Raw genomic sequence first — 15,387 nt, 5'->3', positions numbered from 1 at the left:
ACAGGACTAGGTTTAAGGCTCTGTCTGTCCCGTCAGTCCGTAGCCGTGCGGACCCAAAGGAGTCATTTCAATGCCGTCCCTCGATAGCCTGAAAACCCTTAAAACCTTACAAGTCGACGACAAGACCTATCACTATTTCAGCTTGCCGGATGCCGCCAAAAGCCTGGGCGACCTGGACAAGCTGCCCATGTCGTTGAAAGTGCTGCTGGAAAACCTGCTGCGCTGGGAAGATGAAAAAACTGTCACCGGCGCCGACCTCAAGGCGATTGCCGCCTGGCTCAAGGAACGTCGCTCCGACCGCGAAATTCAATACCGTCCCGCGCGGGTATTGATGCAGGACTTTACCGGTGTTCCTGCCGTGGTCGACCTGGCCGCCATGCGTGCCGCAATGGCCAAGGCCGGCGGCGACCCGCAGCGTATCAATCCGCTCTCCCCCGTGGATCTGGTGATCGACCACTCGGTGATGGTCGATAAATTCGCCAGCGCCAGCGCCTTCGAACAAAACGTCGACATCGAAATGCAGCGCAATGGCGAACGTTATGCGTTCCTGCGCTGGGGCCAAAGCGCCTTCAACAACTTCAGCGTGGTGCCGCCGGGCACCGGGATCTGCCACCAGGTGAATCTGGAATACCTGGGGCGCACGGTCTGGACCAAGGACGAGGACGGCCGCACCTACGCCTTCCCCGACACCCTGGTCGGCACCGACTCCCACACCACCATGATCAATGGCCTCGGCGTACTCGGCTGGGGCGTCGGCGGGATTGAAGCGGAAGCGGCGATGCTGGGTCAACCGGTGTCGATGCTGATCCCTGAAGTAATCGGCTTCAAACTCACCGGCAAACTCAAGGAAGGCATCACCGCCACCGACCTGGTGCTGACCGTCACCCAGATGCTGCGCAAGAAAGGCGTGGTCGGCAAATTCGTCGAGTTCTACGGTGACGGCCTCGCCGACCTGCCGCTGGCCGACCGCGCGACCATCGCCAACATGGCCCCGGAATACGGTGCCACCTGCGGCTTTTTCCCGGTGGATGACATCACCCTGGAATACCTGCGTTTATCCGGTCGCACCCGCGAAACCGTGAAACTGGTCGAGGCCTACAGCAAAGTCCAGGGCCTGTGGCGCCTGCCGGGTCAGGAACCGGAGTTCACCGACACTCTGGCGCTGGACATGAGCCGCGTCGAAGCCAGCCTTGCCGGGCCGAAACGCCCACAAGACCGGGTATCGCTGCCGCATGTCGCGCAAGCATTCAGTGACTTCGTCGACCTGCAATTCAAACCCACCAGCAAGGAAATCGGCCGCCTCGAAAGTGAAGGCGGCGGTGGCGTCGCGGTGGGCAATGCCGACCTGGCCGGAGAAGCCGACTACGAATACGAAGGTCAGACCTATCGATTGAAAAACGGCGCGGTAGTGATCGCGGCGATTACCTCCTGTACCAACACCTCCAACCCGAGCGTGATGATGGCCGCCGGCCTGGTGGCGAAGAAAGCCGTGGAAAAAGGCCTCAAGCGCAAACCGTGGGTCAAGAGCTCGCTGGCCCCAGGCTCGAAAGTGGTCACTGACTACTACAAGGCTGCCGGCCTGACTCAATACCTTGATGAACTGGGTTTTGCCCTGGTCGGCTACGGCTGCACCACCTGCATCGGCAACTCCGGGCCATTGTCGGAGCCGATCGAAAAAGCCATTCAGGCCGCCGACCTGACCGTCGCCTCGGTGCTGTCGGGCAACCGCAACTTCGAAGGCCGCGTGCATCCGCTGGTGAAAACCAACTGGCTGGCCTCCCCACCGCTGGTCGTCGCCTATGCGCTGGCCGGGACAGTGCGCATCGACATCAGCAGCGAGCCTTTGGGTACCGACAAAGAGGGCAATCTGGTGTATCTGCGGGACATCTGGCCAAGCACCAAAGAGATCGCCGACGCGGTGAACCAGGTCAACACTGCAATGTTCCACAAGGAGTACGCCGAGGTGTTTGCCGGCGATGAGCAATGGCAGGCAATCGAAGTGCCGCAAGCAGCGACCTATGTCTGGCAGGACGATTCAACTTACATCCAGCATCCACCGTTCTTCGACGACATCGGCGGGCCGCCGCCGGTGGTCAAGGACGTCGCCGGTGCCAGAATCCTCGCGCTGCTGGGTGATTCGGTGACCACCGACCACATCTCTCCCGCCGGCAACATCAAGGCAGACAGCCCGGCAGGCCATTACTTGCGCGACAAAGGCGTAGAACCACGGGACTTCAACTCCTACGGCTCGCGACGCGGCAACCACGAAGTGATGATGCGCGGCACCTTTGCCAACATCCGCATCCGTAACGAGATGCTCGGCGGTGAAGAAGGCGGTAATACGATTTACATTCCCACCGGGGAGAGGATGCCGATCTACGACGCGGCGATGCGTTATCAAGCCTCGGGCACGCCGCTGGTGGTGATTGCCGGGCAAGAATACGGCACCGGTTCGAGTCGCGATTGGGCGGCCAAGGGCACCAATCTATTGGGGGTCAAAGCGGTCATTGCGGAAAGTTTCGAACGGATTCACCGCTCCAATCTGGTAGGCATGGGCGTGTTGCCGTTGCAGTTCAAGCTGGATCAAAACCGCAAGAGCCTGAACCTGACCGGCAAGGAGACACTGGATATCCTCGGTTTGACCGGCGTCGAACTGACGCCGCGGATGAACCTGACGCTGGTGATCACCCGTGAAGACGGCAGCCACGAGAAGGTCGAGGTGTTGTGCCGGATCGATACCTTGAATGAGGTGGAGTACTTCAAATCGGGGGGGATTTTGCATTACGTGTTGCGGCAGTTGATTGCCTCGTAACAACCTGCTGACACAGACACCGCCTTCGGGCGGTGTTTTTGTTTGGGCCGGACATCCCTATAATCGCGCGCCTCTATGCCTCTATATAGCCGCTGACCAAAAAACCAAGGACTTCAAATGATTGCCCTGCCATGGAACTACCTGGCCCTCCTCTCCCTCGGCTATGGTCTGGCACTGATTTACGGTCACCTCGGCTGGCTGGCCGTAATCTCCTTCGCATTGTTGCTGTTCACAGGCTTCGCCGTCCGTCAGCAAAAGCTCCCCATCGCGCGCTACCTCGGTCATGGGGTGTTCTTCGTCCTGGTCCTGGCACTGGCGATGCACTGGCTTCCCGGTTTCTACAACGGTCGTGGTTTCGCCCCTCAACGATTCACCGACGATGCCGTGCCGTTTTTCATGTACCTGAATCAGGACAAACCCCTGATCGGATTCTGGCTTTTGCTGGCCTGCCCGTGGATTGTCGGCCGACATCCGCTGCGCGCTTCCATCTATGCCACCGCGCTGGCGCTGACGTTAAGTGCCGTGCTGGCCTTGGGTGGCGCACTGTTGCTGGGCGTGATCAGTTGGGCACCGAAGTGGCCCGATCAAGCCTGGTTGTGGCTACTGAATAATCTGCTGCTGGTGACCCTGGTCGAAGAAGCACTCTTTCGCGGCTACATTCAGGGCGGTCTGACCCGGTATTTCAAAAACCTGCCCTACGGTGAAAACCTCGCCCTGATCCTCGCCTCACTGCTGTTCGGCCTGGCGCATGTGGGCGCCGGCTGGCAATGGATGTTGCTGGCGAGCCTGGCAGGTGTCGGCTATGGTCTGGCCTACCGTTTTGGTGGCTTGGGTGCGGCCATCGCCACCCATTTCGGCCTGAACCTGCTGCATTTCGGACTGTTCACCTATCCGATGCTGGCTGGGTAACAACACATATCCTCGTGAAGGGCTGGCTCGCCAACCCTTGGCCAAGCTGTTGCGCGTGGATGCGAAGCTCCGGGACTGCAATTGCCTCCCAATACTTTGCTTTGAGCATCGGGCCGATGTAGTGCAGCCCGCGCAACGAATCACCGCCCGTCGTAATGAGCTGGTAATGCTCATCCACCTCAAGTCCGATTTTCTGTCGATCCTGCTTGATCAAGCCATCATGTAGCAATTGATTGAGAATAGGCTGATCCACCGCTGCAATATCGTAGCTCGGGCCGGTTCCATTAATCAGAGCGCCGACCTCGATGCTACTTACGCCTTGATGACCTCTGAGCGCTACATTGATCCGAAGGCCTGAACAGAATTTCTCTACCCCCCTTACCCTGCCAGCCAGTTGAACAACCTGCCCCGATTCGATCAGCTGTTTAATGCGGCGCTCGGAGGCTGGTGCCAGGCGGTGGCGGTGGATATCCCAGTACGGCACGACCCTCTGTAGGAATTTGCCCCGCTCTGTGTCTGAAAGGTTTTTCCATAGGGTAGCTGTGTGAGGGCGAAGCTCATTAAGCATATCCCGCCAGTTGCCGCCGTCCGCTTCACGAGCCTTTGCTTCTTTGCGCGCAGCACGGGTATAGGCGCGTATGGTCATGGGGAGGGAAGCAAGCCAGGACGGGAATCCGCTGGTGCGTGGCGGCTGGGGATTGAAGCGGTGACCAAAAGGCAAAAGACCACGGCGGGAAATCATGTAGACCTTGCGGCCCGGGTTACAGCTGGTCAGTCTGAACACCGCATCGATAGCGGTATGACCCATCCCGAGGACAACCACTGGTGCATCTCGGTCAAGGACGTCGATGGCAGCGAAGTCCAGGGCACTGACCACCTGGCTGCTCATTGCGACTGGAATTCCAGCTGGCAGTTTCGGGGCAAAGTGACCTAGCGCCAGCACAACCTTATCAGCCATCACGTCTTCAGCGTTTTCCAGTTGCAGCCGGTAAGGTTTGCAGTCAGTAGAAAGATGTACGGCATTCACTTGCGCATTCACGATTGAAATGACACCGGGGTACTGATCCATGGCGTCCTTTAACTTCTGCTCCAGATACTCGCCATACAGCCGGCGCGAAATGAATGACTTAGCGTTGAAGGCTGGATCCAGCTCTTCGCAAAACGCGACGAAATCGTTGGGTTCATCAGCAATGGCGCTCATATTGCCTGCCGGAACATTGAGCAGGAGATTATCGTCATCGTAGCGATAGGCAAGACCACGACAGATCTGACTGGTTTTCTCGATTAACAGAATGCGCAGCCCCGTTCCCGGGTTGGCTCTAAGCGTGTTGATGGCTGTGAGGGTTCCACTGAAACCTGCGCCGACGATGGCGATGCAGCGTTCAAGTGAGGTGAAGGCGGTCATAGGTACTGGACATCCGTGTGGGAAGAACCCGGTTGAGGCAACTCGCCAATATGAAGGCATCGTCAATCGTTCTGACGCAGACCCGTTATGTGGAAGTTTTCGGAAGAAACATGTCGCAGTTTGTGATTCAATACAACAACTAATTAATCTAAATGTTTTAGATAGCGTTTTTTCAAGAACACCCACACAAATCACGTATTGCGACAAAGGAAGCTGTCCATGTTGAACCCTGATCTTCTTGGATTGGACGCCCCCGTCGTGTGGGACACGCAGTTGGCATTTCTTCATCTGAACCAACTCAATCAAGCCGATACCAAGCGCACCGCCGAACGACGACTGCACGAATTGGAGTTGCTTCCTCCCGAGCTGACCGCGCAAAACCTCAGCGATGAGTCAGGACGACAGCCGACGCCCTCGGTCCTGGCTTCGGATATGGAAAAGGCGCGCACCAAACGCAAATTGGTGCTTTTCGCCCAACTGCTCCGCACCTCTAACGGTGCGGATTTTTTGCATGCCAACGATGCCAGGGGCGCTCGCTACTGGTTGCCACTTGGCACTCATCCCGTTGACGCGCAACAGCTCACCGATGCGCTGCAACGCCTGCAAGCGCATATCGCCAAGCCCATCACCCTCTTTCCAAGCGGTCGACTGGTTGCAGTGTGCAGACACACACGTGCACCCGCCAATGTCGAGCTGGGGCTGTTGAGTTATCCGGCCGTGCAGGATGAAAGCAATCGAACCGGGACTGTCGATTCGCTGACGGTGCGCACACCACACCTCAAGCGCCTTGAAGCGGAAAGCCTGCAAATTATTCGCGAGGCTGTCGCTGAGGCCGAGAATCCCGCCATGCTCTATTCCATGGGCAAAGACAGTGCGGTGATGCTGCACCTCGCCCGCAAAGCCTTTTACCCGTCGCCACCGCCCTTTCCGCTGCTGCACGTCGATACGCGTTGGAAGTTTCAAGAGATGTACAGGTTTCGCGACTTCATGGCGCGGGAAAGCGGCATGGATCTGCTCGTGCACATCAACCCGGACGCCATCAGCAAAGACATCAATCCCTTCGATCATGGCTCGGCACTGCACACCGATATCACCAAGACCGAAGGGCTCAAGCAAGCGCTGGATCAGTACAAGTTTGACGTCGTGTTTGGCGGCGCGCGCCGGGATGAAGAAAAATCCCGGGCAAAGGAACGCATTTTTTCGTTCCGCACCCAAAGCCATCAGTGGGAGCCGAAACAGCAACGACCCGAGCTCTGGAATATCTACAACGCACGCAAAAACCAGGGCGAGAGCATTCGCGTCTTCCCGCTCTCCAATTGGACAGAACTCGATATCTGGCAATACATCTACCAGGAAAACATTCCGGTGGTGCCCCTGTACTTCGCCAAAGAAAGACCCATCGTCTTGCGCAACGGCATGACACTCATGGTTGACGATGAACGCATGACCCTACTGCCCGGCGAGAAGATTGAAGCCAGACACATCCGCTTTCGCACCCTTGGCTGCTATCCCCTGACCGGGGCTGTGGAATCGAATGCCGCCACCGTCGCAGACATCCTGCTGGAGCTGCTCGGTTCCAGCAGTTCCGAGCGACAAGGGCGAGCCATAGACAGCGACAGTTCAGCCAGCATGGAAAAGAAAAAAAAGGAGGGCTATTTCTGATGGCACCTAACGCTCAAACAACAGCCACCGCCATGCCCTCGACCATTGAGGCCTACCTTGAACAGCAACAAGGTCAGGACTTGCTGCGCTTTATAACCTGCGGCAGCGTGGACGATGGCAAAAGCACCCTGATCGGACGCCTGCTATGGGACGCCCGGCAACTGACTGACGATCAGTTGGCAGCACTGAAAAACGAATCAAAAAAATATGGCACCCAAGGGGCCGAGATCGACTTCGCCTTGCTGGTCGACGGCCTGTCGGCGGAGCGCGAACAGGGCATCACCATCGACGTGGCTTATCGATATTTCGCCACCGCCAAGCGCAAATTCATCGTTGCCGATACGCCGGGCCATGAGCAATACACGCGCAATATGGTCACCGGTGCTTCAACCGCAGACGTGGCCATCATCCTTATCGATGCCAGGCAAGGGGTGCTGACGCAGACGCGGCGGCACGCTTACCTGGCGTCGCTGATGGGCATTCGCCAAGTGGTGCTCGCGGTAAACAAAATGGACCTGGTCGGCTTTGACCCCAGCACCTTTCAACACGCCGTCGACACGTTTCAGGCGTTCGCACACACGCTGGGCTTTGAAAGAATCACCCCGATCCCGGTCAGCGCGCTCAAGGGCGACAACATTACGCAGCGCTCGGCCAACACACCGTGGTATTCCGGGCCAACACTGATGGGCTGCCTGGAAACGATTGAGGTCAACGTTCCCGAATCCGCGCGCCTGGTGTTTCCGGTGCAGTGGGTCAATCGACCTGATGCTTCGTTCCGCGGGTTCAGTGGCTATGTCGCCGAAGGGAAAGTCATCGTTGGCGATGAGGTTCGCGTCACCCTTTCCGGCCACACGGCGACCGTGACCGAAATCGTCAGCATGGACGGCCCGATGCAGGAAGCCTTGTGTGGCGATGCGGTGACTTTGAAACTCAGCAAGGAAATTGACGTCTCCCGGGGCGACATTATTTCCCTGAGCCAACGCCCGCTGGAAACGACCGACCAGTTCGAAGCAATGCTGGTGTGGATGAATGAAGAAGCTGGCCTGCACGGTCGTAACTACGACATTAAACTGGCCACGCAATGGGCATCTGCATCGATCACCAACATCAAGTATCGGGTAGACATCAACACCCTCGCCCATGACGCCAGCACCCAGCTATCGCTCAATGACATCAGCGTGTGCACGCTGGCGACCAGCAAACCGTTGGTTTACGACAGCTACAAACACTCCAGGACACTCGGTAGCTTTATCCTCGTTGATCGCATCAGTAACGCCACCGTGGCAGCGGGAATGATCACCCACAGCCTGCGACGTGCGCAAAACGTGCACACACAAGTGTTGTCGATCTCTCGTGAAAACCGCGAAAAGCTCAATGGCCACAAAGGCAAGGTCATCTGGTTTACCGGTCTGTCCGGCTCGGGCAAATCGACACTCGCCAATGCACTGGAAGTCGAGTTGCACGCCAGTGGATATCGAACCTATCTGCTCGACGGTGACAACGTTCGCCAAGGACTCAACAAGGATCTTGGTTTCACTGACGCAGACCGCGTGGAGAATATTCGGCGCATCGCCGAAGTCGCCAAATTGATGATGGATGCCGGGCTGATTGTCATGACCGCGTTTATTTCACCGTTCCGCCGGGAACGGCAAATGGCGCGAGAGCTGATTGGGGAAGAGAATTTTGTGGAAGTGTTTGTCAGCACGCCGCTGGAGGTGTGCGAGGCGCGGGATGTGAAGGGGTTGTACAGGAAGGCGAGATCGGGGCAGTTGCCTAATTTGTCGGGGGTGGGGAGTCCGTATGAACCGCCGCACAATGCAAAGATTGAAATAGGATCAAATGAAATGACCATTAGCGATTCTATCTCCACAATCGTAGAAACCATAAACTTATAAATTTTCGTAGTACGCTGACTGCCACGCCTTGGGGGGCAACCAGCTATATTGACGTGATCATGTGTCATACGATGGACTACCTTTACCCAATAAGAGCCCAAACGATGCGATGTCAAGAATGTGAAGAGGGGTGTTCGTTTGGCCGAAAGCACAATGGCACTATCAACATATCCAGGTCGCGGTGTTCGACCCGGAGCTTTTCATGTTCCTCAACAAGCCTCGCAACCGAGTGTCTAGTCCTGAAATAGGTGTACACCTGTTTGGCCTCTATGTTCGATGCATCGTATCGGGCATTTTGTATTTTAAAGCAGGCAAGCGCGGGCGCCCTGCGATTGGGTTGTAACGCATGCTGCGAAAGTATGTCGCGCAGCAGTGTTTCCGCTTCTCCGATGATGGTATCGAAGATGCCGCCTACGACCGCTGGGTTTATGGGCATCAACCTGGGCCGCGAGTCGACGCCGGATGCCACCTCCTTGCTGCGATTTTGCCGCTTGCTGGAAATCCATCAGCTTACGCAGGTGCTGTTTGAAACGATTAACCAGCATCTGGCCAGACAAGATCTGCTGCTCAAGAAAGGCACTATCGTCGACGCTACCCTGATTACCGCGTGGCCCTTGATCAAGAACCGAGAAGGCAATCAATGTCACATCAGGATGAAGGCCCACACTGTCGACGCTATGTCGGGGCTGGCACATAGCTTGGTAGGGACGGCCGCCAACGTGGCGTTTGTCACTCAGGTCGACCAGTTGCTGCATAGCGCCGAAACCTATGTTTCGGGTGACACTGGATATACCGGAGCGGCCAAGCGACCGGAGCATGCTGGACGGGACGTTATATTGCAGCACGGCCAAGCAGCTACAAGCATCACGGCAAAGGCCGTGAGCTGTACCGGGTCAAGCGCAAAAATCGAATACACCAAGGTGCGACTGCATGCCAAGGTCAAGCATCCCCTCCAGGTGATCAAGGTGCGCTTCTATACTCGCAAGGTTCGCTACCGTGGACTTGAAAAGAATATAGCGCCGTTGCTCAGTTTGTTTGGGTTGGCCAAGCGGTATTTGCAACGGGCGACCGGGGAAACCTGTCTGAAAGGCGGGGCAGGCCCGCTGATCAGAAAAATGAAGGCAGACATCGGCCCAAAAACGCAGAACAAGGCCGGTACATTCAAAAAAAACGGCTTGAAAATGGGGGCAGTGCGAGCAAGCGAATTGTTCAGCGTCTCCTTAGGTGAGCTACCAATTTTATTGTGCCACTACTTATGTAGTACAGTGCCGCGCTAGAAAACTGCGCGTAAGCTCACGGAGACACAAGAAAGCATGTGCATCACACAACAGAAAGAAAGCGCAATAGGGCCTCCACCTGAAAATCGACTAAACCAAGAGATCCAAGTGTTACGTGCCATCGCGGTCCTAGCTGTGATCGTGCACCATCTAGCGGGCCTGTTTGTTTGGGACGTGACAAAATGGTCACAGGTGGGTCAGGGGTTGTATGTTGGAGTAGATCTGTTTTTCTGTGTGTCTGGATTTGTGATTGCGAGAACACTGCTACCGAAGCTAGAAGACAAAACAGGTATACCGTTTTGGAAGGAATGCGGAGCGTTCTGGGTGAAACGGCTCTATCGCATTACACCATCCGCTTGGTTGTGGCTACTGATCCCTATGGCGCTTGGACCACTAATGATCCATACGCAAGCCGCACAATTCAATTCCCAGAATTTGGCAGATATTGCCGCCGCCATCCTGCACGTAGAGAATTTTCATTTCTACAACTGCACGACTGACAGTGGCAGTGGCAAATGTGGGGTATTTGCGCTCTATTGGACGTTGTCTTTAGAGGAGCAATTCTATATTGCGTTGCCATTCATTGTTTTTTTCTTTCGAAAACGACTTTCTCTTGTACTTATATGCTTAGTTTTCGCCCAACTTTTCATCAGCCGACAGGAATGGAATGGAGTTCTCTCGTTTATCAGGACGGATGCTATTTTACTCGGAGTTCTGATTGCTATCTTTTCCAACACGCCCATCTATAGAGCACTAGAGCCCAGCCTAAACTCTTCTCGTTTCCGTCTCGTAATTCCTGCTCTTCTGCTATTTAGCTTATTTGCGACTACTCGGTATCAGATCGTTACCTTCTACACTGGGCTAGCAGCAGTCGTCTGCGCAGTAATTGTGTGGCTGTGTTCGTACGACAAAGGTTATTTTTTCAAGCCCTCACCGATTAGAGACTATCTTGCATGGATAGGAACACGCTCTTATGCGATCTATCTTATTCACATCCCATCATTTTGGTTCACTCGTGAGATATGGGCATGGATTGAGCCTCAGGGTACTGTACTAAACGAGACATACACTTTACGATTTGCGCTGACTGCACTGGTACTTATTTTTTTACTCACCGAACTAAATTACAGATTTGTGGAAGAGCCTATTCGAAAGAGAGGCCATATCCGCGCAAAAAAGTTATTTTCACGCCAAGTTTTGGAAAACGCATAAAATCAAAACCACTTTTAGTCAGCGCTCTGCATTATCATCATAATATGAGACTATTTTCCGGTTAAACGCATTTCACCGGGGAGGTCGGTCTGGATTTTCAGAGAAAAGTAGTAATTGTACTTGAAGCCTAGTGCATGGCGCTGGCGGTGGGATCTGGTGCAGCATCGGCGATCACCTAGTCAGCTTCTGCGCCTGAGCGGACTGCCCGGTCGGGATCGGCTTCGCGCCACTGAGGTAGGCGAGGTTTGGGGCATTCTTGTTCCAGCAGCTGAACTGCCAAGCCTTCAGGCACACATTGGCAGGTCGCGGTAGGAATGGCAGTCACCTGCCACCCCCCGCACAGATCCGTACGTGCGGAATTACCGCATACGGCTCCTGCCTTGGGTTTTAACGCCGAAGCGGGTTATGGGATGAGGATGCATTGGTAGCTCGCGCGGATAGGGAATGAACAGCCTGGCTAGCGCAGTCAAGCGCTCCCAGTTCAGTCGATGTCGCTGACTCCGCCGTTTAAGGGCATGCCTCCACGCTCCGATAATTTCCCGGCGAAAAGCATCCAGCCTCCGTGTATTACCGGGTACGTGGTAGTAATTGCAATAACCTCTAAACAGCCGACTCAACCACTGCCCGATCACAGGGACAGGCTCGTGCCTGCGCTTATGCAACTGCGCCCGTATTTCCTTGAGCGTTGCTCTCATACGTTTGCTGATAGTCGTGCGCCCCACCACGAACATCCCGTTCTTGGTTTGACTACAGAAATGCGTGAGCCCGAGGAAATCGAAAGTTTCCGGTTTCCCTTCGCCACGCTTCTTGCAGTCTTCGGCCGCGAACCAGCCAAACCGCAGCAGACGTGTTTTCTCTGGGTGTAGAGTCAGGTTGAACTGAGCGAGTCGAGCTTCCAAAGCATGGCGAAAGCTCCATGCATCTTCACGCTTTTCGAACCCAAGCACGCTGTCGTCTGCATACCTCACGGCAATCATCTCGCCCTGTGCTGTACGCCCACGCCATTGCCTAATCCACAAATCCATCACGTAGTGCAGGTAGATATTGGCCAGCAACGGTGAAATAGGCGCGCCTTGCGGTGTGCCCTGCTTCGCCGGGATTCGCTTTCCATTCTCGATAACGCCAGTACGGAGCCATCGAGCTATCAACCCTAACACTCGCCTATCTGCGATTCGGTGTTGCAAGAAGCACATCATCCATTCGTGATCGATCGTGTCAAAGAACGCACGAATATCCACGTCCAATATCCACCGAACCCGAGAGTTCTGTATTCCCACCGACAAAGCATCCAATGCATCGTGTTGCCCTCGACCAGGGCGAAACCCATACGAGAGTCCGAGAAAATTCTGCTCATAGATCGCATTGAGCACCTGCACTACTGCGGTCTGGACGATCTTGTCTTCCAGCGCGGTGACACCCAGCGGTCGCTCGCTGCCATCTGCCTTCGGGACGAAAACCCGTCGAACAGGTTTGGCTCGGTACCGCCCACTGTGCACTTTGTCATGCAAGGTTTTCAGTTTCTCTTGAAGATCTTGCTCGTACTCTCGCCACGATATTCCATCCACACCACAGGCGGCGTCTCGCTTGAGGTTGTAAAAACTCTCGCGTAGTAGCTCGACCGTGACGTGGTGCAATAAACTCGTGAACTTGACCCGGCGATCCTGCCGGGCTGCTTGACGTACAGCGGGCAACCCTGAGAACGCGCTTATCCGGCTCTGCGTCCGGGGCGCGGAAAGTTGCTCACTGTTCCCCTTGTCTAGCCCCCTTTCCTCCATCACCTCCGCCGGGCCAGGCCCATTGTTCGGTAACTTCTCAGGTACTACGGGGCTATCCGACTTCTCATTCGCGTAGACGGCAGACGCTCGGCTTGTGGCCTTTCCTGCCCCGTCTGGCTTGTCACGACCAGACACGAATGAGATCTCCCAGCTTCCGTACAGTTGACTTCCCAGCATGCTCAGGGTCTACGACCGCGCAGGGCGTGATACATGACTTGCGATTATCGTCATGCACACTGTGGCCTTCCGCTTCGCTTAACAGCGTCGGCGCCCCGGACTCATGATTTCGCGGCTCAATGGCTGGCCTGCTGGTTTCCCCTGCCAACGCTTCGCCGTACACCTCACGGTGCACAACGCATGACTCGGGGTCGAGGTGTTTCGCCATAACTTCTCTCGTAGGGACTTTCACCCTTTATCAACTGCCAGCTTGGCTGGCGCACTAAGCGCTCCATAAACCCCACATTCAAAGCGCTTAGCTGATCCCGGATGCTGTGCTCCCGATTCCCTCAGGAGCCAGCCCACCATGATGCGACCCGATGCCAAAGTCGAAAAAGTCTATCTCTACCCCAAACCCGTGGACTTTCGAAAATCCATTGATGGCCTGGCCGCGCTGGTCGAACTGGATATCAAAGTCGCGGTATTTCGACCCTGTGCTTTTCGTCTTCCTCAACAAGCCACGCAACCGCGTGAAGATTTTGTATTGGGAGCGCAACGGCTTCTGTCTTTGGCTCAAGCGCCTCGAATCCGAGCGATTTAAAACATCGCCCGATGCCAACGATGAAGCAATCATCCTGACCGTCCAGGAACTGAACTGGCTACTGGATGGTTTTGACCTCTGGCGCAACCGCCCTCATCAGGTTTTGACACCGCGATTCGTGGCCTGATTCGGTATAATCCAGGGCATGATTTCCATGCCCGAAAACCTCCCCGATGATCCTGAATTGCTCAAGCAAATGCTTGCGAAGATGCAGTCCAGAGTCGGTTTTCTCGAAGAAGAAAACGCGCTGCTGCGTCAGCGCCTGTTTGGACGCAAGTCCGAGCAAACGGCTGATCCGGCAACGCCACAGTTGGCCCTTTTCAATGAGGCGGAAAGCGTCGTAGAGCCCACCGATGACGCCGCTGAAGAGGAAGTTGTTGCGCCGACCCAACGGCGTGGCAAGCGCAAGCCGCTGCCGGCCGATCTCCCTCGCATCGAAGTCATTCATGAACTGCCCGAGCATGAACTGACCTGTGCCTGCGGCTGCCGCAAACACGCCATCGGCGAGGAGGTCAGCGAGCAACTTGAAATCGTGCCGATGCAAATCCGTGTGATCAAACACATTCGTAAGGTCTACAGTTGCCGTGCCTGTGAAACGGCACCGGTCACTGCGGACAAGCCCGCTCAGTTGATTGAAAAAAGCATGGCCAGCCCAAGCGTGCTGGCGATGCTGCTGACCACCAAATACGCGGACGGTTTACCGCTTCATCGTTTCGAAAAAGTACTGGGCCGCCATGGCATCGATATCCCGCGTCAGACCTTGGCCCGCTGGGTTATCCAGTGCGGCGAACACTTGCAGCCACTGCTGAATTTAATGCGCGACCAGTTGCTGAAAAGCCGCATCATCCACTGCGATGAAACCCGCGTGCAGGTGTTGAAAGAGCCTGATCGGGAGCCAAGCAGTCAGTCCTGGATGTGGGTGCAAACCGGCGGCCCACCCGACAAACCTGTGATCCTTTTCGACTACTCCACCAGCCGGGCGCAGGAGGTGCCGACGCGCCTGCTTAATGGCTATCGCGGCTATGTGATGACCGATGATTATGCCGGTTACAACGCGCTGGGCGCGCAGGACGGAGTTGAGCGTCTAGGTTGCTGGGCGCATGCACGGCGCAAATTCCTCGAAGCGCAAAAAGTTTAACCCAAAGGTAAGACGGGCCGTGCCGACATCGCGCTGAACCTGATCAACAAGCTTTATGGCATAGAACGCGACCTAAAGGCCGACAACGACGGCGAGCGTAAAGCCGGCCGTCACGAGCACAGCCTGCCGGTGTTAGCCCAGCTGAAAAGCTGGATGAAAAAGACGCAGCTACAGGTGACAGCTCAAAACGCCCTGGGCAAAGCCATCAGCTACCTGGCGAGCAACTGGAACAAACTTGAGCGGTACGTCGAGGAAGGCTACTTGCCGATCGACAACAACCCTGCCGAAAGAGCCATCAGGCCCTTCGTGATCGGAAGAAAGAACTGATTGTTCAGCGACACGTCCAAAGGTGCGACGGCCAGCGCTCAACTTTACAGCTTGGTCGAGACTGCCAAAGCCAACGGCCAAGAGCCCTATGCGTGGCTGCGCCACGCACTTGAGCGCCTGCCGATGGCTTCTTCAGTTGAGGATTACGAAGCGTTACTGCCCTGGAGCTGCTCGCCGGCATCGCGTAGTTAAACGCGCTATCCATCTTGATGGCTGGT

Annotated in this window: 10 protein-coding genes and 1 pseudogene; 9 read left to right on the top strand and 2 right to left on the bottom strand. The window is 55.7% G+C overall.

Annotated elements, in window-relative coordinates; translation table 11 throughout:
• The first annotated feature begins 70 nt into the window (after positions 1 to 70).
• Positions 71 to 2,812: an aconitate hydratase AcnA gene (gene acnA, locus IB252_RS04900; RefSeq protein ID WP_192407136.1), complete on the top strand. Its 2,742-nt coding sequence runs from the start codon at positions 71 to 73 to the stop codon at positions 2,810 to 2,812.
• A gap of 117 nt (positions 2,813 to 2,929) precedes the next feature.
• Entirely contained in the window at positions 2,930 to 3,721 is a 792-nt protein-coding gene (locus IB252_RS04895; protein WP_192407134.1) for a CPBP family intramembrane glutamic endopeptidase, read from the top strand.
• Here the strand turns inward: IB252_RS04895 and IB252_RS04890 are convergent.
• The gene (locus IB252_RS04890) at positions 3,696 to 5,126 is read right to left on the bottom strand and encodes an FAD/NAD(P)-binding protein (protein ID WP_192407132.1); all 1,431 of its coding nucleotides are present in this window, start codon (positions 5,124 to 5,126) and stop codon (positions 3,696 to 3,698) included. The two genes, IB252_RS04895 and IB252_RS04890, sit on opposite strands and share 26 nt — an antisense overlap.
• A 219-nt stretch (positions 5,127 to 5,345) precedes the next feature.
• Between IB252_RS04890 and cysD the strand changes: the two genes are divergently transcribed.
• The 4 genes from cysD (at position 5,346) to IB252_RS04870 (ending at position 11,172) form a co-directional block, all read left to right on the top strand.
• Positions 5,346 to 6,788: a sulfate adenylyltransferase subunit CysD gene (gene cysD / locus IB252_RS04885; RefSeq protein ID WP_192407130.1), complete on the top strand. Its 1,443-nt coding sequence runs from the start codon at positions 5,346 to 5,348 to the stop codon at positions 6,786 to 6,788.
• Positions 6,788 to 8,683 carry a sulfate adenylyltransferase subunit CysN gene (cysN, locus tag IB252_RS04880; protein WP_192407128.1) on the top strand — a complete coding sequence of 632 codons (1,896 nt, stop codon included), beginning with the start codon at positions 6,788 to 6,790 and terminating at the stop codon, positions 8,681 to 8,683. The genes cysD and cysN overlap by 1 nt, the downstream gene beginning before the upstream one ends.
• A 359-nt stretch (positions 8,684 to 9,042) precedes the next feature.
• On the top strand, positions 9,043 to 9,960 hold the full coding sequence (locus IB252_RS04875) for a transposase (RefSeq protein WP_412548157.1): 918 nt from the start codon (positions 9,043 to 9,045) through the stop codon (positions 9,958 to 9,960).
• A gap of 108 nt (positions 9,961 to 10,068) precedes the next feature.
• A complete protein-coding gene (locus tag IB252_RS04870; RefSeq protein WP_192407126.1) occupies positions 10,069 to 11,172 on the top strand; it encodes an acyltransferase family protein in 1,104 nt (367 codons plus the stop codon).
• 359 nt (positions 11,173 to 11,531) lie between these two features.
• Here IB252_RS04870 and ltrA read toward each other — a convergent pair whose 3' ends face one another.
• Positions 11,532 to 12,806 (bottom strand): group II intron reverse transcriptase/maturase, encoded by a 1,275-nt coding sequence (ltrA, locus tag IB252_RS04865; RefSeq protein WP_412548156.1) that lies wholly within the window; start codon positions 12,804 to 12,806, stop codon positions 11,532 to 11,534.
• Between the two features lie 664 nt (positions 12,807 to 13,470).
• Here ltrA and tnpB (IB252_RS30310) point away from each other — a divergent pair.
• The 3 genes and pseudogenes from tnpB (IB252_RS30310) (at position 13,471) to tnpC (ending at position 15,361) form a co-directional block, all read left to right on the top strand.
• Positions 13,471 to 13,704, top strand: a complete 234-nt coding sequence (tnpB, locus tag IB252_RS30310; protein ID WP_318652708.1) for an IS66 family insertion sequence element accessory protein TnpB — start codon at positions 13,471 to 13,473, stop codon at positions 13,702 to 13,704.
• Positions 13,598 to 13,831, top strand: a complete 234-nt coding sequence (gene tnpB / locus IB252_RS30305) for an IS66 family insertion sequence element accessory protein TnpB (protein WP_318652712.1) — start codon at positions 13,598 to 13,600, stop codon at positions 13,829 to 13,831. The genes tnpB (IB252_RS30310) and tnpB (IB252_RS30305) overlap by 107 nt, the downstream gene beginning before the upstream one ends.
• An 18-nt stretch (positions 13,832 to 13,849) precedes the next feature.
• Positions 13,850 to 15,361: pseudogene (gene tnpC / locus IB252_RS04855) on the top strand (IS66 family transposase).
• Positions 15,362 to 15,387 lie beyond the last annotated feature (26 nt).

Source organism: Pseudomonas sp. PDM10 (assembly GCF_014852295.1).
Classification (GTDB): Bacteria; Pseudomonadota; Gammaproteobacteria; order Pseudomonadales; family Pseudomonadaceae; genus Aquipseudomonas.
This window is presented reverse-complemented; position numbering and strand designations above follow the sequence as displayed.

Excerpts from the sequence above, each read along its gene's own strand:
- IB252_RS04890 (WP_192407132.1), bottom strand. The coding sequence starts at position 5,126 with ATGACCGCCTTCACCTCACTTGAACGCTGCATCGCCATCGTCGGCGCA.
- cysN (WP_192407128.1), top strand. The coding sequence starts at position 6,788 with ATGGCACCTAACGCTCAAACAACAGCCACCGCCATGCCCTCGACCATT.
- tnpB (WP_318652708.1), top strand. The coding sequence starts at position 13,471 with ATGATGCGACCCGATGCCAAAGTCGAAAAAGTCTATCTCTACCCCAAA.
- acnA (WP_192407136.1), top strand. The coding sequence starts at position 71 with ATGCCGTCCCTCGATAGCCTGAAAACCCTTAAAACCTTACAAGTCGAC.
- IB252_RS04895 (WP_192407134.1), top strand. The coding sequence starts at position 2,930 with ATGATTGCCCTGCCATGGAACTACCTGGCCCTCCTCTCCCTCGGCTAT.
- cysD (WP_192407130.1), top strand. The coding sequence starts at position 5,346 with ATGTTGAACCCTGATCTTCTTGGATTGGACGCCCCCGTCGTGTGGGAC.
- IB252_RS04875 (WP_412548157.1), top strand. The coding sequence starts at position 9,043 with ATGTCGCGCAGCAGTGTTTCCGCTTCTCCGATGATGGTATCGAAGATG.